Raw genomic sequence first — 23,764 nt, 5'->3', positions numbered from 1 at the left:
CGCGGCAAAACGGGCCCCTCGTGCCGGCCACCTTGACCCCGCTTCGGCAGGGTGGTCTATCCCTTCAAGCTCTTCCCGTAGAGCGTTCCGTTGTCCTTTCAGGATCGAACCCGCATCCCATGACCGATACCGTTCTCATCGTCGACTTCGGCAGCCAAGTCACGCAGCTGATCGCGCGGCGCGTGCGTGAGACAGGCGTCTATTGCGAGATCCACCCCTTTCAAAACGCCACCGCGGCTTTCGACAAGCTGAAGCCCAAGGCGGTCATACTTTCGGGCGGGCCTGCGTCTGTGACCGAGGATGCAAGCCCAAGGGCACCTGAAGCGGTATTCACCGCCAATATTCCCGTGCTTGGCATTTGCTATGGCCAGCAGACCATGGCCGCGCAGCTCGATGGCAAAGTCGAGAGCGGCCATCATCGCGAGTTTGGCCGTGCGCTCGTCGAGGTCATGCGGGACAGCCCGCTCTTTGAAGGCGTGTGGGTGAAGGGAGAGCGTCATCAGGTCTGGATGAGCCATGGTGATCGTGTCACGAAACTGCCGAGCGGTTTTGAAGTGATTGCGACCAGCGAAAACGCACCGTTTGCGGCAGTCGCAGACGAGAAACGCCGATTCTATGCCGTGCAATTTCATCCCGAAGTCGTTCATACCCCTGACGGCGCACGTCTGCTTTCCAACTTCGTGCATCGCATAGCGGACCTGAAGTCCGACTGGACGATGTCTGCCTATCGGAAAGAAATGACAGCGCGCATCCGTGCGCAAGTCGGCAACGAGCGTGTCATCTGCGGTCTGTCGGGCGGCGTCGACAGCGCGGTTGCCGCCGTTTTGATTCACGAAGCAATCGGCGATCAGCTGACGTGCGTCTTCGTCGATCACGGGCTCATGCGCCAGGGCGAGGCGGAGGAAGTCGTCGGGCTGTTTCGAGATCACTACAACATTCCGCTCGTTCACGTCGACGCTTCTCAGCAGTTTCTCACAGCGCTTGCTGGCGTCGCGGATCCGGAGCAAAAACGTAAGACAATCGGCAAGCATTTCATCGACGTGTTCGAAGCCGAGGCCAAGAAGATCGGCGGCGCAAAATTTCTCGCTCAAGGAACACTCTATCCTGATGTGATCGAGAGCGTGTCTTTTACCGGCGGGCCTTCGGTAACGATCAAATCGCACCATAACGTGGGCGGCCTTCCGGCTCGCATGAATATGAGGTTGGTGGAACCGCTGCGCGAGTTGTTCAAGGATGAAGTGCGCGCGCTGGGTCGCGAGTTGGGGTTGCCCGAGGCGTTCGTTGGTCGCCATCCGTTTCCCGGTCCCGGGTTGGCTATCCGTGTTCCCGGTGAGATCACACATGAAAAGCTGGACATTCTGCGCAAGGCCGATGCGATCTATCTGGACGAAATCCGTCGCGCCGGGCTTTACGATGCAATCTGGCAGGCGTTCGCGGTTCTTCTACCTGTGCGCACCGTGGGTGTCATGGGTGACGGGCGAACCTACGACCACGTTCTGGCTTTGCGCGCGGTTACGTCGGTTGATGGTATGACAGCCGACTTCTTCCCCTTCGACATGGGCTTTCTGGGCCGCACCGCCACGCGCATCATCAACGAAGTTCGCGGAATTAATCGCGTCGTCTATGACGTGACGTCGAAGCCACCAGGCACAATCGAGTGGGAATGATCCCTTAGCGCGCTGGGGGCTGAGGATATTATCAACGTCCAGAAACGATAAAGGCCCGTCTTGCGGCGGGCCTCAATCGCTGGAACTGCGTTGCGCTTGTCAGCGTCGATATCCATGGTGGCGATAATGGACGCGAGCGCCCGGATAACCCACACGGTGGCGCCATCCATATGCGTAGCCGCGTGCGCGAGGGTAGTAGCCATAGCGGTAGCGCGGACCGTAGTATCCGTAGTAGCGGCGAGGCGCATAATAGCCATAGCTGTAATAGCGCCGGGGAGCGTAATAGTAGTCGTCGTAATATGGATCGTCATAGTAGCTATTGTAGCGGTATCGATTGTAGCGTGACAGAGCGATGCCGGCGACGACCGCGGACGCCACGCCGAATGCGATTGCACCACCTCTGTAGTAGCGGGCTTCGGCTTTGTTGGCGCTCACTGTCATGGCCGAGAACGCGGTCATCAGTGCAAGCGCCGTTGTTGCTAATACGCGCATTACTGTTGCCTCCTTGTGTCCCGTCCGGTCGTTGCGAGGCCGGACCGATAGCCCACAGTGCTCTCGTTAATTGAGCGTTTCAATACACTCCGTTCGGAAAACATCACCGGGCTATTGAGAGGAAACTTGAGTTGGCGTTCCCGGTTCCAGGGGGCTGCACAAAAAATTAGTGGGACAGGATGCGGGGTCCTGTCCCACCAGCGTCGTCTCGAATTCTACGCGAAACCAGTCGAGACGTTTTGCGGCTCTCACACCTGCCTTTGCGGGTAGACAACGTGAGACCAACGCACTGATAACGACGGCGCCCAGGATTTATTCTCCGTCCTTGAGCCAAGGAGCGAATTTTTCTGGCGTTCGCAGATTGGCCCATGGAAACAAGCACGTCTGCGGCTTGTGTTCGCTGTGAGTATCCCTGGGGGCGCAAGGAAGGTTAAGACAAGTAAAGGCCGCCGATCCCGAGAAATATCTGGGACCGGCGGCGGTGGTGTCACGAAGATTGCCCGGCAGAGGGAGGAGTTCGGGCCCAGCCGGGCGGCTCGCTTACCACCAACCTCGGCACATGAAGTAGCGACGCTTCCAACGCAGCAGACCGGTGTCTTCCCACATCTCACGATAGAAGCTGCAGTCGCGCACCGGCGGGCCCACCCTCAAGAACAGACCATGAGGACGGTGAAAGCCATGGAAGTGGCCATGGGCGCTGGCGCTTCCGGCGCCTACGCCGAGCGTGCCTACGAGAGCCAGAGCGGCAACGATGGTCGAAGTCTTAGACATCAAGCAAATCTCCTGAAACTTTGGTGAAGCCCATGCGAAGGGCGTTGTTTAGCTAGTGGCGGCGCGACGCCGTTCACTGGGTGCAAAATGTCATCAAAAGACGGGAGGGGCTGTTACGCCTGGAACAAGCCGGATCGGGCTCCAGCTTAGCCTTCGACAATGCGAACGACGTCGTTGATGTCGGGGCTGGCCGGCAGGCTGAAGAAGTCGGCGTTCACCTGAAGCGCATGTTCCAAACGCAGTTGGAACGCATCTCGGTCGACTTCAATGGTGCCGAACTGTCTGAGGTGCTCGGTCACGAATTGGGTGTCGAGGAGACGAAAACCGCCCTGGATCAGGCGCGCAACGAGATGTACGAGGGCAATCTTCGAGGCATCGCGCTCGTAGGAAAACATGCTCTCGCCGAAGAACGCGCCTTTGAGTGCGACGCCGTACAGACCACCGACAAGCCGGTTCTCAGACCAGACTTCAACAGTGTGGCAAGCGCCCATATCGAACAATTCGCGATAAAGTGAGCGGATGCGGCTATTGATCCATGTGCTCGTGCGTCCGGGACGAGGCGCCGCGCATCCGTCGATAATGCCTTCGTAATCGGTATCGATTTTGACTTGGAATGGTGTCGTGCGCACGGTTCTCAGTAGCCGGCGCGGAAAGCGCGCGCTCTCAAGCGGAAGGATGCCGCGGTGCTGCGGTTCGATCCAATACAAAGCAGGGTCAGTGGCACTTTCCGCCATTGGGAAGATGCCGCAACTATAGGCTTTAAGGAGAACCTGCGGGGTGATCTCCATCGCAGGTTCGTCGTGCGACGCCATCGACCAGTCTCGAAAAAACGCTCAATGAGGCAATTGAAGCCGCGCGCATCGCGGCTTGCAAGAACCTTATTTCATTCCCAGGTACTTTTCGAGCCAGTGGATGTCATAAAGACCGTCAACGATATCGGATTGGCGCACGAGGTCCTGGAACAGGGGAATGGTTGTGTCGATCCCGTCGATCACAAACTCGGAGAGCGCCCGGCGCAGGCGCATCAGGCAGTCATTTCGCGTCTTGCCGTGCACAATGAGCTTACCGATGAGGCTGTCGTAATAGGAGGGGATCCGATAGCCCTGATAGGCGCCACTGTCGACCCGCACGCCCAAGCCGCCTGGTGGGTGCCAATAGCTGATCTGGCCCGGGGAGGGGACAAATGTCCTCGCGTTCTCAGCGCAGATGCGGCACTCGATGGCGTGACCCGAAAGCACGATATCTTCCTGCTTGAAGGATAACGACGCCCCTGATGCAACACGGATCTGCTCAAGCACAAGATCGTATCCCGTCACCATCTCAGTTACGGGATGCTCGACTTGCAGCCGCGTGTTCATCTCAATGAAATAGAATTGGCCGTCCTCGTAGAGGAATTCGACCGTCCCGGCTCCGCGATACTTAATCTTGCGCATTGCGTCGGCGACTGTTTCGCCGATTTTGGCACGCTGAGCGGCGTTGAGTGCAGGCGAGGGTGCTTCTTCCAGAACTTTCTGATGTCGGCGCTGCAAGGAGCAGTCACGCTCGCCGAGATGAACCGCGTTTCCTTTGCCGTCTCCAAACACTTGAATTTCTATATGCCTTGGTTTCTGTAGATACTTCTCGATGTAGACGGCGTCGTCTTTAAAGGCAGCTTTGGCCTCAATGCGCGCGGTTGAGAGTGCAAGGCCCAGATCGGCCTTGGAGTGCGCTACCTTCATGCCGCGTCCGCCACCGCCGGCCGCCGCCTTGATCAGCACGGGAAAGCCCATGCTTTCGGCGACTTTCAGCGCTTGCGCTTCGCTGGTGACTGCACCGTCTGAACCGGGGACAACAGGAATCCCGAGCTTCTTGGCGGTCTCTTTTGCCTCGATCTTGTCACCCATAATGCGGATGTGTTCGGAGGTCGGTCCGATGAATGTGATTTTGTGCTCTTCGAGAATTTCCGCGAAGCGGGCGTTCTCAGACAGGAAGCCATAGCCGGGATGAACCGCATCAGCGCCGGTGATCTCGCAGGCGGTCACAAGGGCAGGAATGTTGAGATAGCTCTCGCCTGCGGGCGGCGGACCGATGCAGACGCTTTCGTCAGCTAGTCGCACGTGCATGGCGTCGGCGTCGGCGGTGGAATGTACCGCGACGGTCGCTATCCCCAATTCCTTGCATGCGCGCTGAATGCGCAGCGCGATCTCTCCACGATTGGCGATCAGTACCTTGTCGAACATATGCAGGTGGCTTTCTGAGTCACTCTTTGAAATCGTCACGCACCTTCTGGCTCGGCTTCGAGTGGTACGTCGTTGGCAAGTTATTCGATGATGATAAGCGGCTCGCCGTATTCGACCGGCTGGGCATTCTCAAACAGGATTGCGGTGACAGTGCCCGAGCGCGGTGCCGGGATCTGGTTCATGGTCTTCATCGCTTCGATGATTAGAAGCGTATCGCCCTGAGAGACCTTCGAGCCGACTTCGCAGAAGGGTGCAGCGCCAGGTTCAGCCGAACGATAAGCGGTTCCAACCATCGGCGATTTGACGGCGCCTGGATGCTTACCGGGATCGGCAGCGCCGGCGTTAGCAGCTGGGGCGGCGGCGGTCGCTGCTGGGGCAGCCGCCACGGGCATTTGGGCCGCCATCGGTACGGTCGCAGCAACGTGGATCTTGCGGGCGACGCGGACCTTTAGCCCACTCTTTTCCATTTCGATCTCGGTGAGACCCGTCTCGTTGAGCAGTTCGGCAAGCTCGCGGATCAGCTGGCCCTCGGCGCTCGGCTTTGCGCCGTGATCTTTGCCCGTCATCGCGTCAGTCTTCCTTTTCTGATCGTATTGTTGTGCGAATGCTGGAGCGCCTCGCAGTCTCGAGGGTCAAGCCTTGGTGCGGCGTTTAACGAGATCTGCCATGGCCTCCAGTGCAAGTTCGTAACCTCTGGCACCCAGTCCGCAAATCACGCCGGTAGCCGCCAGGGAGACAAACGAGTGCTGGCGAAAATCTTCACGGCGGAAAATGTTGGACAGATGCACCTCCACAACCGGCAACTCGGCCGCCTGAAGAGCGTCGAGCGTTGCGATCGAAGTGTGTGTGTACGCACCCGCATTCAGGATGATGCCCTGTGCCTTGGTGCGCGCTTCCTGAATCCAACCCACCAGTTCGCCTTCCGCATTCGACTGACGGAAATCCACCGACAGCCCAAGCGTCTTGGCGCGCGCCACGCAACGCGCCTTGATGTCATCCAAAGTGTCGCTGCCGTAGACGGCCGGCTCTCGTGTCCCCAGCATGTTGAGGTTCGGGCCGTTGAGAACAAAGATGGGTTTTGCCATATCGACGGGCGGGTTCAGTTGAAAGCGAATAAGGAACTCAGGTAGTTAGGCGTGCACCCACGCAACTTGTGCGGGGTGTTTCACGCCACAAGCGGTCTACCAGCTTTCAAGAAGCCGCGAAAGGGCACCATTGCAGAAGCATGTTGAGGAGTTTCAGCTCCTCAACACCTTGAATATGCGGTGATTTTTTAGCTCGGCCTTGCGGGCGAAGCGCCTGCCGTCAGCAATAGCCGCAGCCTGACTTGCGGAAATCGGCCACGAGGCTTTCCAGCTGGGTGTGTAGATCCTCAGGTGCGCCGGGGATCGACTTGTCGCCGACAAGGAAGTGCGGCGTGCCGGAGATGCCCATCTTCCGGGCCAACGCCTTCATCTGATCGACCTCGTCGGCCACTTCCTTGCTGGCCATGTCAGCCTTGAATTTATCCATGTCGAGGCCGAGCGACTGAGCAACCTTGAGGGCTGAGGCCTCGTTTGCCTGTCCCTTGTTGGACAGCATCGCTTGGTGGAACTCCCAGTACTTGCCCTGGCGCTTGGCGGCGAGAGCAGCGTGGGCGGCCTCGTCGGAGCCCTTCGAGAGAATGGGCAGCTCCTTGAATACGACGCGCACGCGGTTGTCTTTCTCGATCAGCTTTCTGATCTCGGGCATACCGCGTTTGCAGTAGCCGCAGTTGTAATCGAAGAATTCGACAACGGTAATGTCGCCATCGGGATTGCCCGCGACCGAAGCATTCGGGCTGCGATATATGGACTTTGCGTTCTCGGCCATGAAGGCCTTGAGCTTGTCCGCCTGCTCCTTCTCCATCTTGGCCTCGAGCGCGGATTGGATCTCGAGGATGACCTCAGGGTTCTTGAGCAGATAGTCCTTCACGATGGCGCCAATGGCCGCCTTCTGATCATCGTTGAAAGCATCAGCAGCGCGCGCCGGCTCGATCGCCTCGCGGGACATGACGTTAAACAGCATGGCGCCGACACCCAGAAGGGCCGCGCAGCCGGCGATCTTAAGTGCGCCGAATCCGCGCTTCGTCGCGGATGGCGATACGCGCTGGGTCTTCTCGTTCGATGACATAGGCATTCTGGTCCGTTGCAAGGTGATTAAGTTTCCGTCTCAGCCACGCTAGTTCTGGTCAGGCGGGCGATAGTTGATGATATCGTCGTTCTTTATCCATTCCGGAGAGCCCGTACGCAACTTACTTCGCGCTCGCTTCGCAAATATCTGGGACTGCGGGAGGTTTCCTTCAAGGAAGTAGGCCTGCGCAGTCATGGCATCAGCCTCCGGGCCTTTACCCTGCTTGTAGTAGGCGGATGCAAGCATCCTGTAAGCCTGGGCATTTTGGTCGTCGATCAGGGACTTGCGTAATAACGTGACACTTTCGTTAAGGAGGGCCGCATCCTCGGTTTGCTGCAACGCAATCGCTAGCTGCACGCGAATGAGGGGGCTGTCGGGCGCAAGCTTCAGCGCCTGCCGCATGAATGGAATTGCCTCGCGCATTTTGCCGGTGCGCATTAGAAGATCGCCCTTCACCTCATAGAAATAGCCGTTGCTCGGCTGGTCGTGGATGAGTGTGTCCATCTGGCTGAGCGCGGACTCTAGCGCTCCGTTGCCACCGCGGAAATAGGTTGCAATTGCGCGCGCGTAACGCGCGGGCTGCGAGGTATCCTTGGAAGGATAGCGATTGAACACGATGTCGGGCCGCTCGAGGTATCCCGCCAGCTTGGCGCGCATCAGATCATGGCGCAGTTGCAAGTCTGCAGGATCTTTCTCTTTTGCGTACGGGCTTGCTTCGACAAGTTGGCGCAGCCGCGCAAGTCGGTCGGTCGCCACCGGATGGCTTCGCACGAATGGATCTTTGTACTGATCCGAAATGTACTCTTGTTGCTGGAAGCGCTCGAAGGTGATGAGCATGCCTCGGCCGGACTGCTTGGTGGCATTGAGATACTTCAGGCCCGCCTGGTCAGCGGCGCTTTCCTGCGAGCGCCGTTCGGAAAGAATTCCACGCATGATGACTTCGTTTCCGCCTTGAAGGACAGCCTGACCGCCGCCCATCACGTCGCGTCCAGTGTCGCCGCCCGCAACGCCGCCCGCGACCATCGCGCCGATGCCTATGATCTGCGTGAGCAGGGCGCGGGTTTGATCCTTGGCAATACGCGCACGTAACGCGGCCATATGACCGCCGGCGATGTGGCCGGTCTCGTGCGCCAGCACGCCAATCACTTCGTTGGGCGTGTTAGCCTGCATGAGTGTGCCGGTGTGGACAAACACGTTGCGGCCGTCGAGCACGAAAGCGTTGAAATTATCGTTTTTGACGATACGCACCTGCACGCGCGCGCTACCCAATCCTGCAACTTTGAAGATCGGCCGGGCATAGTCGTTGAGCAGAGCCTCAATCTCGCTGTCGCGGATGAGCGGAAGGTTCTGTGCGTGCGCGCGTTGCGGCATCGCGCCGACCAGCGCGATCGCCGCACAGACGGCGCCAATCACGACATGCTGCAAGGCTGCCAGTCTAAAGATGCAATGCATCCGCATTGAAGTCCTCTTAATTGCGGCAAGGCACTGCCAGCCTCGAACTCATCGCCGCAAGGGTAGGTCGCCTCGCCCTGATGGTCAAATGAGGCACTGGTGGACTACCCAGGGGCTAGTCCCCACACCGGGAGCATTGGCTGCGCCAACAAATGTCGCCCAATCATGGCCAGGATGTGGAATTGTTCCAGGTGTGAGTCGAAGACGACCTTGAGGACGTTACAACCGTGAAAGTAGATCCTTCCGTGCCGCCCAGCCTTGCAATTCAAGCCTCTAAGCGCAGCTCCATAGCGAGTTTCATCGTAATGGACATCATGCGCGCAGCGGCCGAGCGCGAACGGACGGGCGCCAGCATCATCCATATGGAGGTGGGTCAGCCCGGAACCCCGGCTCCGCGCGCAGCACTCGAAGCGGTAACTTCTGGCATCTCTCGTGACAATCTCGGCTATACGCTCGCGTTGGGACTACCTGAATTGCGCGAGAATATCTCACGACTTTATAAGCGCTGGTACGGCCTGACGATCGCGCCGGATCGTGTCGTGGTAACAACCGGGTCGTCAGGCGCTTTCGTTCTGGCATTCCTGGCTTTATTCGACGCGGGCGCGCGCGTCGGGCTGACGTCGCCGGGCTATCCTTGCTATCGCCACATCCTGCGGGCGCTCGATTGCGAAAAGGCATTGATCGAGATCGGGCCAGATACCGGCTGGATGCCGACAATCCCTCAGATCGAGGCGGCGGGCGATCTCGACGGACTGCTTCTGGCAAGTCCCGCAAACCCAACCGGCACGATGCTGACACCGCAGCGGCTTGCCGAGATTACGCAGTGGTGTGGATCCCACGGCGTGCCTCTCATCTCAGACGAGATCTATCACGGGCTTACCTACGGCGAGCCGGCGGCGACCGCCTTGCAGTTCTCGCAAGACGCCGTCGTGATAAACAGCTTCTCGAAATACTTTTCAATGACGGGCTGGCGGGTCGGCTGGATGATCGTGCCAGAGCGGCTGGTGAAGGTCATTGAACCGCTCGTGCAGAACTTGTTCATCGCGGCGCCTGCGGTGTCGCAAATCGCAGCCATCGGCGCATTCGACGCCTTAGATGAACTGGAGCGCAACCGAGCCGTCTATGCGGCCAACCGCGAGCTGCTTCTCAATGAGCTCCCGCGCGCTGGTTTTACGACCTTCGCGCCCGCCGATGGTGCATTCTACCTCTATGCCGATGTGAGCGCGCTCACTGACGACAGTATGGGCCTCGCTCGCCGGATCCTTGATGAAGCCGGGGTCGCGGTGACGCCTGGGCTCGATTTCGATGCCGAACGCGGTCATCATTTCCTGCGCTTCTCGTATGCGGGAACAACGCAATCCATTGCCGAGGGGGCCAAGCGTCTGCGGGCGTGGCGCGGCCCTTAGGTCTGCCTTGAATATGGGGCGAAAAAGGAACAAGCCGGGCTTTAGGCCCGGCTTGCATTGTCCAAACAATACGCGACGTCGTGAGAGCGAATTCACTCGCCACCAAACCGTCGTTGCCACCAGCCTTTACGTTGGGGTGCGGGCGGGGTTTCGTCGCCGGAGTTTTCTCCTTGATTGGGGCGCATCACGACGCGCTCGATGCGCGGCTCTGATGATCCGGTCTCATGGCGGCGGGGTCGCGCATCGCGCTTGCCTTCATCGGCGATTTTGCTTTCAGGTGCGGTTTCACCATCGAGCGCGGCAGAGCCATTCGAGTTACCGTTGAGCGCGGGAGGCGAGACAGTGGTCTCGATCGCCGCCATGCTTTCGGTTGTAATCTCGATAGCAGATACCTTGCTGTGTTCCGACGTTGTCGGCGCGTCAGCAGCTTCGGCTTCTGCTGTCGTCGAACCAGGCTGATTATCTTCCTCGGAGGCGGGAACGTCCCAGAGGCGTTCGGGCTTCTTGCGTTCGCTACGTTGGCGGCCGCGTCCCCGTGTGGCCTTGGGCGCTCGCTCGGTGGCGTCGTTTTGCTCCACCTGTCCTTCTTCGCCTTCGACGTCTCCATCTTCGGACGACTTGGTATCGGGTTGAGGGACGTAAAGGTCGAGAGTTGGTTCGTCATCACCCTCGGCGGCTTCCACCACGTCTTCGCTGTCTGCGTCGTCGGAGTTTTCGGCGTCGTCGCCTGACAGCGGCATTGCCGATGCATCGGCTGTCTGATGGCGGTCGCCACGTCCGCGTCGGCCACCGCGACGGCCTCTGCGGCGGCGGCGGCGGCGTTCGCCGCCTTCCTCGCTCTCAGCAGCGTTGCGGGTGTTGTCGATCGTGTCACCGGCTTCCTCGCCCTCGATAATCTCAACGTCGCCCGCCTCGTCGAAGCCAACTGCGTCGGAATCCTCCTGATCGTCCTCGTCGGAAGACGCGGCGACAGAAGTCTGCCTGTTGTCGTCGTTGCGGTCTCCGCGACGACCACCGCGGCGACGACGCCGACGGCGGCCACGGCGGCCGTCCTCGTCACCATCGCGGCCGTACTGGCGCTCGCGTGAGGCTTCCTCGCCGTCGTTTTCGCTGTCGACGATGACGCCACCGGTCTCGAACGAAGGTGCTTCGTCGTCCTCGCCTTCAAAGCCCCAATCCATATTGACGGCGGCGCGCTCCGGACGGCGCTGGGGTACAGCGGACGCTTGTCCACGCTCAATCGTGAAATTGGCGCCATGAACACGGTCCGATCCGATAACTGTAACGGAATAGCCGTGACGAGCCTCCATATCGGTGACGTAGGGCCGCTTGGAATTAAGGATGTAGAGAGCAACGGCATTGGTGGTCGTTGCAATCAAGGGAACATGTGCGCCTGCGGTGATCGCATCCTCAAGACCGCGCAGGACAGCAAGCGCGATGCTTTCGGTGGAGCGGATTATGCCGGTTCCCTGGCAATGCTGGCACTGCGAGGTGGAGCCTTCAAGCACGCCCGTGCGTAGTCGCTGGCGCGACATTTCCATCAGACCGAAGTGAGAGATGCGTCCGAGCTGGATGCGCGCGCGGTCATGGCGCAGGGCATCCTTTAACCGACGTTCGACAGCGCGGTTGTTGCGCTTCTCCTCCATGTCGATGAAGTCGATGACGATGAGGCCCGCGAGGTCGCGCAATTTGAGCTGTCGCGCGATTTCGTCGGCGGCTTCAAGATTGGTCGCCAACGCGGTCTCCTCGATGGAGAATTCGCGCGTCGACTTGCCGGAGTTCACGTCAATGGCGACGAGTGCCTCGGTCTGGTTGATGACGATATAACCGCCCGAGCGAAGCGTAACCTGGGGCGAGAACATTGCATTCAACTGCCGTTCCACCCCGTAGCGCGCAAACAGTGGCGTGGGGTCGTCGTATGGCATCACGTTCTTGGAGTGGCTGGGGAGCAGCATACGCATGAAGTCGGCTGCTTCCTGATAGCCGCCTTCACCCGCAACAACGACCTCTTCCACGTCCTTGTTATAGAGATCGCGGATCGAGCGTTTGATAAGGTCGCCTTCCTCATAAACCAGGCTCGGCGCGGTGGATTGCAACGTCAGGTCACGGACGCTTTCCCACAGCCGCAGCAGGTACTCGAAATCGCGCTTGATCTCCTGCTTGGTGCGCGCGGCACCAGCGGTTCGGATGATGAGGCCCATACCCTCCGGCACGTCGAGCTCCTGAGCGATGGCCTTCAGGCGCTTGCGGTCTTGAGGGTTGGTGATCTTGCGCGAGATGCCGCCACCGCGCGCGGTGTTGGGCATGAGCACGGTGTAGCGGCCAGCAAGCGAAAGATAAGTCGTGAGCGCAGCGCCCTTGTTGCCGCGCTCTTCCTTGACGACCTGAACCAGAATGACCTGGCGGCGCTTGATGACTTCCTGGATTTTGTAGCTGCGCGGCCGCCGACGGGGGCGAACCGGCATCTCTTCGAGCATATCCGAACCACCGCTTGCCCGGCCGGTCTCGCTGGTCTCGCCGTGATGATGCTCTCCGGTGGGAGCGCTCTCGGGCTCTCGATCATCGACGGCATGATCTCGCGCGCCGAGGCTTTCGACAACGTCGTCGTCGCTCTCCTCATCGTCAGCGGTGTCGCCGTCGGTCGGTGCCGAGGGCTCATCGTCGTGCGCGATAGCCGTTATCGGAGACTCGGCGCTGGTGACGTCGACCGGCTGGCGTCCATCCTCGCTATCGCGGCCCGAGGCATCCTCGTCGGACGTGTTGATCTTAACGTCTATTTTTTCGGAGATCGTCTCCTCGCGAGCGACGGCAGCCGCAAACGTCGTGGGCGCATCGTCGTCACTGTCTTCGCCGCCAACGACTTCGATCTGCTCGTCGTCTTCTTCCACGTCGACAATGTTGGAAATTTCCTCGTCATTGCCTTCGCCGTCGTCGTCGGCGGCCTCAATCGCCTCTTCGCCCTGCTGTTGCGGCTGATCGGAGCGGCCTGAGCCGCCCCGCTGGCGTGCGCGGCGTTCCAGGGCTTCGGCTCGTCTATCTGCCGCGGCTTCAAGCTCGGCCTCGGCGGCGGCTTCCTCGTCGATCAAGGCCTGCCGGTCGGCAACGGGGATCTGATAATAGTCGGGGTGGATTTCGTTGAAGGCCAGAAAGCCGTGGCGGTTGCCACCGTAGTCAACGAAGGCTGCCTGTAGCGAAGGCTCCACGCGGGTGACCTTAGCTAGGTAAATGTTGCCGCGCAGAAGTTTGCGCGCAGCGCTTTCGAAATCGAATTCCTCTACCCGGCCATTGCGCTGAACAACAACCCGGGTCTCCTCGGGATGCGTCGCATCGATAAGCATTTTGCAGTTGGACATTTCTCTTGTTCCTTCGCGCGCGTTCCCGGCGGCCCGCCCGCGTCGAAAAACGACGGGAACAGTCTGGCGAGCGGGGCGCGGCTGCGCGCATTGTTTGTGTGGAGATTAGCGAGGCGCGGCGTGCGTGCGTCCATCCTGCTGCCGCCGGCAAAGCGCGAAGCCTTGTCCGGGCGTACGTCATCGCGCGCGCGGAGTTGATCCGGCTTTGCGATCTCGTGGCTGGTGCGTACGGTCGTCATTGCCCCTGTCGGTAAAAACCCTGCAGCGCCGCCGCGTCAGCTGCGCGGCGCAAGCCTGGAATTCTTGAGCGGTGGTCGTCCTCTCGTGACTGAGAAGATCGCTGCCATTTCCCGGATGCCCTCTTTCTGCGGAACGACCGGTGGTGGCCAAACTTCTAAGTTCGCAACCTGATCGCGAGTTAAACAACAAGCGACAGTAGCGCTCGAAGACGCCGAGGGGCCGCGAAAGCGCCCTCACACTGTCTTACGTTTGGTCGTTCGGTCGAACTCGATTACCTGTGAAAGCAACATGATGTGGTTGTTGCAGCAGGCCGATCGAGCCCTGGGCCGGTTCAATATGCACAGGCACGAGGCACAGGCACGTTCTGTCGCTCATGAACCATGACCGAACGGTTGCGGAAGTGTACGTGGTCGCCCTTCCGGTGGCAAGTGCTATAAAGGCCTTGGTCCGACGTAATATTCGCTCAAGCCTCGACGAGCATTATTGCGAAAAAACAAAGTGTTAACTTTTGATTCGTGCTCGGGGTCGTGAGTTGGCGCTCTATAGGGCGCAAGCACTGCGAGGGGATGACTTTTGGTGCGAAGGGGCGTCACCAAACGGATGGTATGCAACAATTCCCAATTGGTCTGGAGGGGCCTGATCCGCGCGTGTTCGTGCCCGGCACGGTTGGCGGCTGTGTCTTTGGCATTTTTTGCCTGCATCATCTGGGGTGCCGCATCGGCCGCTCCAAAACCTGCGGTGCCGTCCAACCCTCCTGCCTATGCAACTGCAGCTCAATTGACCCAAAGCGCGGATCAAACGGTGTTTGCGTTGACCCTGAGTCGGGGCGTGACGGCTGAAATTTTCACCCTCGACAACCCCTACCGCGTGATCGTTGACTTGCCGAGCGTCGCGTTCCGGTTGCCGGCTGGAACCGGGGATAAGCCGCTCGGCCACATCAAAGTGTTCCGCTACGGCCTGTTTGCCGAGCACAAGGCGCGCGTCGTCATCGAGACGACGGAGCCTGTCGCGGTGGCGTCCGCCTTTATGGAAAGAAGCGGCAAGAAGGGCGCTGTGATCCTCAAAATTGCGTTGAAGACGACCGATCCTGCCTCCTTCACGGCCGCTATGGCCAAACCCGATCCGCGCCGCGACGAGAGCGGAGCGGAGGCACCCTCCGAACCTAAGCTGGACCCGAAACCTCCGGGCAAACACAAGGGCCGTCCGATCATTGTCGTCGATGCGGGCCACGGCGGTATCGATCCCGGCGCAATTGGCAATGGTGTGTCGGAAAAGGACATTGTTTTCGCGGTTGCGGGTCATCTCGCCGATGTCTTGCGCAAGAGCGGCCGCTACGAAGTGCGCATGACGCGAACCACCGACGTTTTCGTGTCGCTGGATAAGCGGGTCAAGATGTCCGCCGATTTCGGGGCCGACCTCTTTATATCGCTGCACGCCGATTCGATTTCGGAGACACAATTTGCCGAGAGCGTGCGCGGGGCGACCGTCTACACGCTGTCGGAACGGGCGTCTGACGAAGGTTCCCGGCTGATGGCTGAGAAGGAAAACGCCTCCGACCTGATCGCGGGCCTCTCCTGGGTAGGGGAGAAAGCCAATGACGAGGTCCGCGACATCCTGTTCGATCTGATGCAGCGGGAAACGTCAAATTTTTCCGCGGATTTTTCTAATCTGTTGGTCACGCGCCTGCAAAAGAGCATCGTAATGTCGCGCGACCCCCAAAAGTCCGCGGCTTTCAAAGTGCTTAAGCAGACCCATGCGCCTTCGGTGCTGGTCGAGTTGGGCTACATGAGCAACTCGAAGGATCAGCACGAAATGACCACAACGGCGTGGCAATTGAAGGTGTCTGGCGCCATCAAGGCGGCGATTGACCAGTATTTCAACAAGCGTACTGCCGTCCAACGCTAGTTAACCTCTGGCGCGGACTGCTTGCTGCCATATTCCATGGTATGTTGGGCTTCGGAGGGGCCCGCTTGCTGCATTGCGGTAAACCCGTTACAACGCGCTCTCAATCAAACGGAATTTCGCTTCTGATGCGACCGCCACCGCTACCGCCGCCGGCAGCGCCTAGAAAGAAAAAGCGTCGCCGCAAAAGCTGGCTCCTGAGCTTTCTTGGGTTCGGCTTTGCGACGGGTGTTTTGCTATTCGTAGCAGGCTCAGCCGCTGTCGGAATGCTGCTGTATCAGGCGTCCAAGGATCTGCCCGATTACGAGAGCCTCGCGAAGTACGAGCCTCCAGTGATGACGCGAATCCACGCGCATGACGGTTCACTGATCTCCGAGTTTGCACGCGAGCGGCGCATCTTCGTGCCGGTGAACTCGATTCCAAAGCGTGTGCTGGGCGCATTTCTTTCCGCCGAAGATCGCCGCTTCTATGAACATGGCGGTCTCGATTTCCAGGGCATCGCGCGCGCGGTCTATTCGGCCATTGAGACCAAGCTACGTGGCGGCAACCGGCGGACGCAGGGTGCCTCGACCATCACGCAGCAGGTCGCAAAGAACTTCCTGCTAACGAACGAACGCTCAATCGAACGTAAGCTTAAAGAGGCGATCCTCGCTATCCGCATTGAGCGCGCCTACTCCAAGGACAAGATCCTGGAGCTATACCTCAACGAAATCTATCTAGGCTTGAACTCCTACGGCGTTGCAGCGGCTGCGCTCACGTATTTCAACAAGGAGCTCAAGGATCTCAACATCGAGGAGATGGCTTATCTGGCGGCGCTTCCCAAAGCGCCAAGCAATTACCATCCCTTCCGCAACAAGGCGCGCGCCACCGAGCGTCGCAACTGGATCATCGGTCAGATGGCCGAGAACGGCTACATCACAGAGCAAGAGGCTGATGAGGCCAAGAAGAAGCCGTTGACCGTGAATCTGCGCCAGACGGGCGCGCACATCTCGACAGCTGAATTCTTTGCTGAAGAGGTTCGGCGTACGCTGCTCACTCAGTATGGCGAAGACAAGCTCTATGGTGGTGGCCTATCGGTCAGAACGACGCTCGATCCCAAGCTTCAAAAGATCGCTCGCCAATCCTTGATTGACGGCCTCGTGGCCTTCGATCGCAAGAAGGGTTGGCGGGGCCCTGTCGCCAAGGTCGACATTTCGGGAGATTGGGGCGTTCCGCTCGGCGCTATCGACAGCCCTTCGGATATCGAGCCGTGGCGGTTAGGCGTGGTGCTCGATGCGCAAAAGACCAAGGCCGTTGTTGGCTTGAAACCCGGCAAGCAGCAGGATGGCAAGCTCATCAAGGAACGTGAGGCCGTTGAGGTTGCGCTCGACGAGATCAAATGGGCAAAGGTACCCGGCAAGCGAACGACGCCAACGGCGACCAGCGATCTGCTGAAGCCGGGCGACGTTATCTATGTGTCCCCCACCGATCCCAATAATGTACGCGGTGCGTGGTCTTTAATGCAGATTCCCGAGGTCAGCGGTGGTATGGTCGCAATGGATCCGCATACGGGGCGTGTGCTCGCGGTCGCAGGCGGCTTCTCATTCGATATGAGCCAGTTCGACCGGGCAATTCAGGCTAAGCGCCAGCCGGGATCGTCGTTCAAGCCGTTCGTTTACGCGGCGGCGATCGACAACGGGTACAAGCCGACGTCGATTATTCTGGACGCGCCGATTGAGATCGAGCAGGGGCCGGGCCAGGACATCTGGCGTCCAGAAAACTACGAAAAGGACCATTCTGCCGGGCCCTCTACGCTACGCTTCGGCATCGAGAAATCGCGTAACCAGATGACCGTGCGGCTGGCGCAGGATCTTGGGATGCCGATCATCACGGAATATGCGCGCCGGTTCGGAATCTACGATGATCTGTTGCCGGTGCTGTCGATGTCGCTTGGCGCCGGCGAGACGACGTTGCTGCGCATGGCGACTGCATATTGCATGCTTGCCAACGGCGGCAAGCAGGTGAAAGCAACGCTCATCGACCGAATTCAGGATCGCTGGGGCAAGACCGTTTGGCGGCATGATGAGCGCCAGTGCATGGGCTGCATGGCCGAGAAGTGGGCGCATCAGCCGGAGCCTGAGCTCATTGATGACCGAAAGCAGATCATCGACCCGCACACGGCCTACCAGATGACCTCTATCCTGGAGGGTGTGGTACAGCGCGGTACAGCAACATCGTTGAAGTCGTTGAACCGGCCATTGGCGGGCAAGACGGGCACCACCAACGAGGAAAAAGATACCTGGTTCATCGGCTACACGCCGGACATGGTGGTCGGCGTATACGTTGGCTACGACACCCCTAAACCTCTGGGCAAGGGCAATACTGGCGGCGCGGTTGCTGCGCCGATCTTCGGTGCCTTCATGAAGACGGCTCTTGCGGACACACCGCCGGTTCCGTTCCGTATTCCTCCGGGCATCAAGCTCATCCGGATCAGCCTGAAGACTGGATTGCGCGCCAGCGCGACAGATACCGATACGATCATGGAAGCCTTCAAGCCCAACGAGGAGCCTGACGACGCCTATTCCGTGATTGGCCTGGCTAACAACACCCCTTCGACTACTGCCGCGTCTTCGGGTGATGCCTATCAGGCGGCGCCAGCCGGGACGACGCCGCCGCCGCCGGTCGAGCGCTCCAGCCCCGGGATCGGCTCAGGCCGGGGCGGCGTTTGGTAAGAACGACCTGGAGTTGCCAAGGTGGCTGCCGGTAATCTGCTTTGGCAGGCCACGAAGACTGATGCGGCGCGCAGATGCGTTTACATCGTCCAGGCCGCTCTCTATATCTCGCGCCCCAAACACCGCGGAGCAGCTATAGGCTGTACGAAATCGCCCCGAACACACTTTGGAGGATTCCACCATGCGCGCAGAAGCGCAAAAGCTCGCAGATGCCATCAAGGAGGCAATCGTCCTCCTGAGGAGGTCTCTTTGACTGGGAGACCGCGGAGGAACGCCTCGCCGGATTGAACGCCAAGGCGGAAGATCCTGCACTCTGGAATGATCCGGCCGCCGCTCAGAAGGTCATGCGTCAACGTCAGACGCTCGAGGCCAACATCACGGATCTCAAAAGAATCGAGCGTGAATACGATGATGCGCTGACGCTGATCGAGCTGGGCGAGGCAGAAGACGACGACGCCAGCGTCGCAGAAGGCGAGCAGGCGTTGAAGCGCCTGGAAGGCGAAGCACAGCGCCGTTCCGTCGAAGCTCTGCTGTCGGGTGAAGCCGACGGGATGAATACCTACCTTGAAGTCAACGCTGGCGCGGGTGGCACCGAGAGCCAAGATTGGGCACAGATGCTGGCGCGCATGTACATGCGCTGGGCTGAGCGGCGCGGCTTCAAGGTCAAGCTTATTGACGAGAGTCCGGGTCAGGAAGCAGGCATCAAGTCTGCGACCATGGAAATCGAGGGGCCGAACGCTTACGGCTGGCTCAAGACCGAAGCCGGTGTTCATCGGCTCGTGCGCATTTCGCCCTATGACTCAAACGCGCGCCGGCATACGAGTTTTGCTTCCGTCGGCGTCTTTCCGGTGATCGACGATTCCATCGAGGTGGACATCAATCCAGCCGATGTCGAGATCTCGTTTGCGCGGTCATCAGGTGCCGGCGGTCAGCACGTGAACCGCACCGAATCCGCGGTGCGGCTCGTTCACAAACCGTCGGGAATCGTCATCTTCGCTCAAGAGCAGCGCTCGCAGCATCAAAACAAGGATATCGCTTTCAAGCGCCTGAAAGCGCGTCTGTACGACATGGAATTGAAGAGGCGCGAGGAGAAAGCGTCGGCAGACCAGGCCGCCAAGACCGACATCGGCTGGGGGCATCAGATACGCTCCTACGTGCTGCAGCCCTATCAGCTCGTGAAGGACGTGCGTACGGGTGAGGAATCGACCAATCCCGCTGCGGTATTGGATGGCGACATAGATCCCTTTATCGAGGCGGCCTTGTCCTCGCGAATCAAAGGTGGTCCGACAGCAGTTGTTGAAGACCTGGAATGAGCTTGCGAGAGCTCCAAAAGCCCGACAAGCGCGACGCTGATTGCGTCGCGCTTGTCCGAGCACCGGCCCAGCTTTGTAAGCTTGTCAGGAGTTAAGTGAAAACGCTCCTATGCCGGTGCTGCGTGCCTCTATCCCCCAAGACGAGGCACATAACCTTGACGCCGTCCCGCGGTCAAGAAACGGGATCTAGCGTGAATTCGCCTGGATACTCCGCGCAACCAGATAAGACATCGGCATCGCGAGAATAACCGCCGTGATGAACGCGGCCGGAATAAGCGTCGCTGCTTTTTCTGCCAAGCTCGGTATTGCAACAATTGCCGTGACAGCAATGCCGCCCATTGTTGTGGCGAGTATGATCCAAATGAGCGCTGCAACCTTGAACATGTTGCTTTCTCCCTTGACTTGCCGTGCCCGGCTACGAGCGCCGGGGAGGAGTATCATTGAAGGAATCTAACGCACCAATTATCGGATCAATTCAGCTCTCGTTGTTTGATTACGGTCAATACCAAGTGCCGTCTTTTGTCCGCTTTCTGACGAAGCACGCAATTGGCAGGCACTATTGCTGCTTCAAGGCTAGGCTCTTGATGTAGGCAATAAGATCTGCACGCTTGTCGGGCGGGACCGCGACATCTGGCATCTCTTTGTGTGAGGAAGTCAGCCAGCCCTCGATGTCCTGTGAGGTCAACTTGACGTTTGTCACCATAGTGCTGAAGGGCGGGGCTTTGATCTCGGGTGACGATTTCTGGCCCGCTTCAATTGCGTGGCATTTCGAGCAGACGGCATTGGCGTAGGAGTGACCTGCATCAGCACTGCCTTGGACCGCATCCTCGGCATGAACAGGGACTACCGCGCCTGAAATCGCGAGCCCGGATAAAGTGATTGCGGTAACCTGGGCGAAAGTCCGTGCGGTGAGACGCAGGGTTTTGGCATTCATGTTCGGGCAACTCCTTATGTTCAGGCTCGGAAGGCTTGCCGCCCTCACTTTGAGCAGCGCCAACCGCACATCTTATCTGAACATCAGAACTACCACGTGCGCGCGCCGGATGAAAATCTCAACCAGCGCGCAGTCTTGTGTCCGTCGGCCGCAGCCTTACCGGTTCAATATTAGTACTTGCGTGTCTTGTGGCTCACGGAGCCGGTGGCATCGTTCGAGGCTTGTTGCGATGAGAGATGCACAACGCCTTTGCTGTAGGTAAGTGTGTCGCCCGGCTTAGTCATGACCGAGTAGCCCCATGGGCCAGAGATGCCACAACCGCTCTCGTGGCAGAAGTTGGGAAAGTTGGCGCTCTTTCCTGCTGCGATTGTTTCAACTTTCTCTTTGTTTCCGGAGTCGAGGCCAATCTTGATCTTCTGGTCGGACTGATTGTTGACAGTGAGTGCGAATGCGGAGCCGGTTGTCATGAGCAATGCGCAAATGACGAAGGGTAAGCGTGTCATTTGAATTCTCCTTCTAACGTGCGTCAGCGTGCCCCTGCATTCTTTCCAACGTCTCTTCGAAGGATGAGTTCTCACATCACAAAATTTTAAGAAACAACGGAAGTAAAAAGCCCGCCATTGCGTGTGCATGGCGGGCTTTGATTGGCGGTACGGACGAGCGAAATACGCGAAGCTAGCGCTTGCCGGTTGCCAGCCAGTTGGCGCACTCCTCGCCAAGCTCTTCCTTGGCTTTGGCTTCGTACCTTGCGTTGTCTTCGGCCGTGAGCAGGTCCTTCCAGCGGCCATTCGTACCTTTGTGAATGAACGTTTTGGCGCCGCCTTCCCAGAATGCGCCACCCAGCGGAACAGCGGGCGCCGCATTTTCTTTCATGTAATCGAAGGTGCAGTGTTTCACGATCTCGGGCCACTTCTTTTCGTCGATAGGAATGTCTAGGAAGTTTGCGATCTTGCGCATCTCACCCGGCAAATCGTCGATCAGGTTCTTGAAGTGAATGAAATGCACGTTCGGCAGATCGCGAATTTCCCACCAGGTGCGAATGTTCTCCCAGAATGGCCAATAAGGGTGGCCATCCCGCGCCAGCCAGGTGCGGAAGTAATCGACGGGATTGTCAGCTGGACGCTCGAATGGCGGCCCGACGCGGCCGGGCGAGTCATTCACCGCCGCATAATACTGCTCGTTAGCGTTGATGTGGTGATTGAAGAAGCTCCAGGCAACGTCACGGCCATCGCGACCGATGTAAATGTACTTGGCCTTCGGCGAGAACACGATGGCGTCGACGGGCAGATGCGTTTTCAAGAAGCGCCGGTGCGTTTGCGCCTCGACGGCCGGAAGTTTCACTTCCTTGGGCGGTACGCGCAGATCGAGCCAGGGCGACATTTCTGCCGTGGGCACATTCTCCTGGCCGTTGAACAACAACTGGCTGACGATCTGCTGCATCCAGGTCGTGCCGGATTTGGCATACGTCGAGATGACGATGTCGTTATCGCGAAACTTGAAGTCATTCCAGAACGTAGAGTCGAAGTGGTGGCTTTGCATTTCGCGCGTTTTTTTCGGCCACTGAATGTCAGGCGCGTTCATTGGGCGTTTCCTCGATTTTGTTGGAGGCACGATCTGGTGTCGTGCGCATTGCCGAGGCGCACAATAGGCAACACTTTCGGCCAGTCCAATGAGCCGAAGGTCTCGTTTTCACGTAGCACGATGCGGCGGTGCACAATGGCGCTCGGGGAGGCGGTCGCCGGAAAGGTTACCCTGCCGCGGCGGCCTCTCGTTGCCTCAGCTTCTGCTGCGCCTCAAAAATGTAATCGCGGCGGATCGGACTGGCGTCTCGCTTACGTGAGAGCTGCATGTGAAAGACTTCTTGCGCACCGGAGCGGAACATCATCTCGGCGCTGATCAGATAGAACTCCCACATCCGGCAAAAGCGTTCATCGTACATCTCAGCAATACGCGCGCGGTTGGCCTCAAACCGCGTGTGCCAGTGGCGCAACGTCATCGCGTAATGCAGGCGCAGGAATTCGCAGTCCGTCACCCAGAGCCGGTTGCGCTCGACCGCTGGAAACACCTCCGAGAGCGAAGGAGAGTAGGCCCCGGGGAATATATATTTGCGCAGCCAAGGGCTTGCCGTGCTCGGCGGGCTCATGTGCCCGATGGAATGCAACAGCATGACGCCGTCATCCGGCATTAGCGTGTTCACCTTGGCGAAGAACTCGTCGTAGCGCGGCACGCCGACGTGCTCGAACATGCCGACCGAGACGATGCGGTCGAACTTCTGGTCAAGTTCGCGGTAGTCCCGCAGCTCGAACCGGACGCGCTTGGCAACGCCGGCTTTTTCAGCACGTTCGACGGCAAGCGCGTGTTGCTCTTTGGAAAGCGTCACCCCGTGAACTTGCACGTCCTCCATCTTGGCGAGGTAGATCGCAAGGCCGCCCCACCCGCACCCGATGTCGAGAATTTTCTGACCCGGCTGCAGGTCAAGCTTGGCCGCAATGAGCCTGCACTTGGCGACTTGCGCTTGTTCGAGTGTGTCATCGTCGTTTTCAAAATAGGCGCAGGAGTAGAACAGGCCGTCGTCGAGGAATAGGTGATACAACGCGTTTCCGATGTCGTAGTGATGCGCGATGTTCTGTTGCGCCTTGCCGATCGGGTTTGCCTGTTGGAGGTGTTTGAACCGTCGCGAGACGGCGCCCACCGCACGGTGAAACGAACTGGGCGGCCCGCCGGGAAGGTTGCGGTTCTGTGAAAGTAAGTCCAGGAATGCGCGCAGGGAGGACTCTGGAAACGTCAGCGTGCCGTCCATGTAGGCTTCGCCAGCAGCCATTTCGGGGCTGAAGAACAGCGACTTATAGAGACGCGGATCGCTCAGCTTCATATTGACGGATGGGCCGGGCGTAGAGCCTGAATATACATGCCTGCGGCCCTCCGCGTCGTACACCGTGAGCGTGCCGACACGGATGAGGTGGGACAACATTTTGGAGAGTGGGAACATGGCGCGTCCTTTCCCCCGCAGTCCGCAATCTGACCGCAAGCTGCCTGGTTTTTCTCGTTGGCCGGCACGTTGGCCCGCTTCGGAACCCGTGAGGGAAGATACTTTGCACACTCAGCACGCCATGTCTCGCTCGCTGCGCTGTACTCCACGCGAAGCCGGGCGGT

General features: G+C 59.1%; 19 protein-coding genes. 5 read left to right on the top strand and 14 right to left on the bottom strand.

All coding sequences use genetic code 11. The features are described 5' to 3' along the window. The first annotated feature begins 119 nt into the window (after positions 1-119). Positions 120-1,667 carry a glutamine-hydrolyzing GMP synthase gene (guaA, locus tag R3D51_16840; GenBank protein MEZ5901148.1) on the top strand — a complete coding sequence of 516 codons (1,548 nt, stop codon included), beginning with the start codon at positions 120-122 and terminating at the stop codon, positions 1,665-1,667. Positions 1,668-1,766: 99 nt separating this feature from the next. Here guaA and R3D51_16835 read toward each other — a convergent pair whose 3' ends face one another. From R3D51_16835 to R3D51_16800, 8 genes are all read right to left on the bottom strand, one after another. After that, positions 1,767-2,159, bottom strand: coding sequence for a hypothetical protein (locus R3D51_16835; protein ID MEZ5901147.1), 393 nt, complete (start codon positions 2,157-2,159; stop codon positions 1,767-1,769). A gap of 540 nt (positions 2,160-2,699) precedes the next feature. Beyond that, the gene (locus R3D51_16830) at positions 2,700-2,930 is read right to left on the bottom strand and encodes a hypothetical protein (protein ID MEZ5901146.1); all 231 of its coding nucleotides are present in this window, start codon (positions 2,928-2,930) and stop codon (positions 2,700-2,702) included. Between the two features lie 146 nt (positions 2,931-3,076). Then, positions 3,077-3,742, bottom strand: coding sequence for a leucyl/phenylalanyl-tRNA--protein transferase (aat, locus tag R3D51_16825; GenBank protein MEZ5901145.1), 666 nt, complete (start codon positions 3,740-3,742; stop codon positions 3,077-3,079). 66 nt (positions 3,743-3,808) lie between these two features. Further along, positions 3,809-5,149: an acetyl-CoA carboxylase biotin carboxylase subunit gene (accC, locus tag R3D51_16820; GenBank protein ID MEZ5901144.1), complete on the bottom strand. Its 1,341-nt coding sequence runs from the start codon at positions 5,147-5,149 to the stop codon at positions 3,809-3,811. A gap of 80 nt (positions 5,150-5,229) precedes the next feature. Then, positions 5,230-5,715, bottom strand: coding sequence for an acetyl-CoA carboxylase biotin carboxyl carrier protein (gene accB, locus R3D51_16815; protein ID MEZ5901143.1), 486 nt, complete (start codon positions 5,713-5,715; stop codon positions 5,230-5,232). A 66-nt stretch (positions 5,716-5,781) separates the two neighbouring features. Then, a complete protein-coding gene (gene aroQ / locus R3D51_16810; protein ID MEZ5901142.1) occupies positions 5,782-6,234 on the bottom strand; it encodes a type II 3-dehydroquinate dehydratase in 453 nt (150 codons plus the stop codon). A gap of 220 nt (positions 6,235-6,454) precedes the next feature. Next, positions 6,455-7,300, bottom strand: a complete 846-nt coding sequence (locus R3D51_16805; GenBank protein MEZ5901141.1) for a DsbA family protein — start codon at positions 7,298-7,300, stop codon at positions 6,455-6,457. A 48-nt stretch (positions 7,301-7,348) separates the two neighbouring features. Then, on the bottom strand, positions 7,349-8,758 hold the full coding sequence (locus R3D51_16800; GenBank protein ID MEZ5901140.1) for a M48 family metalloprotease: 1,410 nt from the start codon (positions 8,756-8,758) through the stop codon (positions 7,349-7,351). A 299-nt stretch (positions 8,759-9,057) separates the two neighbouring features. On the opposite strand from R3D51_16800, the gene R3D51_16795 reads away from it, so the two are divergent. Beyond that, positions 9,058-10,158: an aminotransferase class I/II-fold pyridoxal phosphate-dependent enzyme gene (locus R3D51_16795; protein MEZ5901139.1), complete on the top strand. Its 1,101-nt coding sequence runs from the start codon at positions 9,058-9,060 to the stop codon at positions 10,156-10,158. A 92-nt stretch (positions 10,159-10,250) separates the two neighbouring features. Here the strand turns inward: R3D51_16795 and R3D51_16790 are convergent, their stop codons facing one another. Continuing rightward, positions 10,251-13,511 (bottom strand): Rne/Rng family ribonuclease, encoded by a 3,261-nt coding sequence (locus R3D51_16790; protein MEZ5901138.1) that lies wholly within the window; start codon positions 13,509-13,511, stop codon positions 10,251-10,253. Positions 13,512-14,489: 978 nt separating this feature from the next. Here R3D51_16790 and R3D51_16785 point away from each other — a divergent pair. The 3 genes from R3D51_16785 (at position 14,490) to prfB (ending at position 19,677) form a co-directional block, all read left to right on the top strand. After that, positions 14,490-15,656: an N-acetylmuramoyl-L-alanine amidase gene (locus tag R3D51_16785; protein MEZ5901137.1), complete on the top strand. Its 1,167-nt coding sequence runs from the start codon at positions 14,490-14,492 to the stop codon at positions 15,654-15,656. Between the two features lie 125 nt (positions 15,657-15,781). After that, positions 15,782-18,364 carry a penicillin-binding protein 1A gene (locus R3D51_16780; protein ID MEZ5901136.1) on the top strand — a complete coding sequence of 861 codons (2,583 nt, stop codon included), beginning with the start codon at positions 15,782-15,784 and terminating at the stop codon, positions 18,362-18,364. Positions 18,365-18,545: 181 nt separating this feature from the next. Continuing rightward, positions 18,546-19,677 (top strand): peptide chain release factor 2 gene (gene prfB, locus R3D51_16775; GenBank protein MEZ5901135.1). Its coding sequence is split into 2 segments (ribosomal slippage): positions 18,546-18,614 and positions 18,616-19,677, totalling 1,131 coding nucleotides; the frame shifts between segments, so codons are not numbered across the junction. A 186-nt stretch (positions 19,678-19,863) separates the two neighbouring features. Here the strand turns inward: prfB and R3D51_16770 are convergent. From R3D51_16770 to R3D51_16750, 5 genes are all read right to left on the bottom strand, one after another. Further along, on the bottom strand, positions 19,864-20,061 hold the full coding sequence (locus tag R3D51_16770) for a hypothetical protein (protein ID MEZ5901134.1): 198 nt from the start codon (positions 20,059-20,061) through the stop codon (positions 19,864-19,866). 172 nt (positions 20,062-20,233) lie between these two features. Further along, a complete protein-coding gene (locus R3D51_16765) occupies positions 20,234-20,611 on the bottom strand; it encodes a hypothetical protein (protein ID MEZ5901133.1) in 378 nt (125 codons plus the stop codon). 170 nt (positions 20,612-20,781) lie between these two features. Beyond that, complete coding sequence (locus R3D51_16760) at positions 20,782-21,114, bottom strand: hypothetical protein (protein ID MEZ5901132.1); 333 nt, start codon at positions 21,112-21,114, stop codon at positions 20,782-20,784. Positions 21,115-21,286: 172 nt separating this feature from the next. Next, positions 21,287-22,192 (bottom strand): sulfotransferase domain-containing protein, encoded by a 906-nt coding sequence (locus R3D51_16755; protein MEZ5901131.1) that lies wholly within the window; start codon positions 22,190-22,192, stop codon positions 21,287-21,289. Positions 22,193-22,358: 166 nt separating this feature from the next. Further along, positions 22,359-23,600, bottom strand: a complete 1,242-nt coding sequence (locus tag R3D51_16750) for a cyclopropane-fatty-acyl-phospholipid synthase family protein (protein ID MEZ5901130.1) — start codon at positions 23,598-23,600, stop codon at positions 22,359-22,361. Positions 23,601-23,764: the final 164 nt, after the last annotated feature.

The sequence above is a fragment of the Hyphomicrobiaceae bacterium genome (genome assembly GCA_041397645.1).
Taxonomy (GTDB): domain Bacteria; phylum Pseudomonadota; class Alphaproteobacteria; order Rhizobiales; family Hyphomicrobiaceae; genus Hyphomicrobium_B.
The sequence above is the reverse complement of the archived record's forward strand: the minus strand, read 5'-3'. Positions and strand labels throughout refer to the sequence as shown.

Coding starts and splice junctions, on each gene's coding strand:
- guaA (MEZ5901148.1), top strand. CDS start 120: ATGACCGATACCGTTCTCATCGTCGACTTCGGCAGCCAAGTCACGCAG.
- R3D51_16835 (MEZ5901147.1), bottom strand. CDS start 2,159: ATGCGCGTATTAGCAACAACGGCGCTTGCACTGATGACCGCGTTCTCG.
- R3D51_16830 (MEZ5901146.1), bottom strand. CDS start 2,930: ATGTCTAAGACTTCGACCATCGTTGCCGCTCTGGCTCTCGTAGGCACG.
- aat (MEZ5901145.1), bottom strand. CDS start 3,742: ATGGCGTCGCACGACGAACCTGCGATGGAGATCACCCCGCAGGTTCTC.
- accC (MEZ5901144.1), bottom strand. CDS start 5,149: ATGTTCGACAAGGTACTGATCGCCAATCGTGGAGAGATCGCGCTGCGC.
- accB (MEZ5901143.1), bottom strand. CDS start 5,715: ATGACGGGCAAAGATCACGGCGCAAAGCCGAGCGCCGAGGGCCAGCTG.
- aroQ (MEZ5901142.1), bottom strand. CDS start 6,234: ATGGCAAAACCCATCTTTGTTCTCAACGGCCCGAACCTCAACATGCTG.
- R3D51_16805 (MEZ5901141.1), bottom strand. CDS start 7,300: ATGTCATCGAACGAGAAGACCCAGCGCGTATCGCCATCCGCGACGAAG.
- R3D51_16800 (MEZ5901140.1), bottom strand. CDS start 8,758: ATGCGGATGCATTGCATCTTTAGACTGGCAGCCTTGCAGCATGTCGTG.
- R3D51_16795 (MEZ5901139.1), top strand. CDS start 9,058: ATGGACATCATGCGCGCAGCGGCCGAGCGCGAACGGACGGGCGCCAGC.
- R3D51_16790 (MEZ5901138.1), bottom strand. CDS start 13,511: ATGTCCAACTGCAAAATGCTTATCGATGCGACGCATCCCGAGGAGACC.
- R3D51_16780 (MEZ5901136.1), top strand. CDS start 15,782: ATGCGACCGCCACCGCTACCGCCGCCGGCAGCGCCTAGAAAGAAAAAG.
- R3D51_16770 (MEZ5901134.1), bottom strand. CDS start 20,061: ATGTTCAAGGTTGCAGCGCTCATTTGGATCATACTCGCCACAACAATG.
- R3D51_16765 (MEZ5901133.1), bottom strand. CDS start 20,611: ATGAATGCCAAAACCCTGCGTCTCACCGCACGGACTTTCGCCCAGGTT.
- R3D51_16760 (MEZ5901132.1), bottom strand. CDS start 21,114: ATGACACGCTTACCCTTCGTCATTTGCGCATTGCTCATGACAACCGGC.
- R3D51_16755 (MEZ5901131.1), bottom strand. CDS start 22,192: ATGAACGCGCCTGACATTCAGTGGCCGAAAAAAACGCGCGAAATGCAA.
- R3D51_16750 (MEZ5901130.1), bottom strand. CDS start 23,600: ATGTTCCCACTCTCCAAAATGTTGTCCCACCTCATCCGTGTCGGCACG.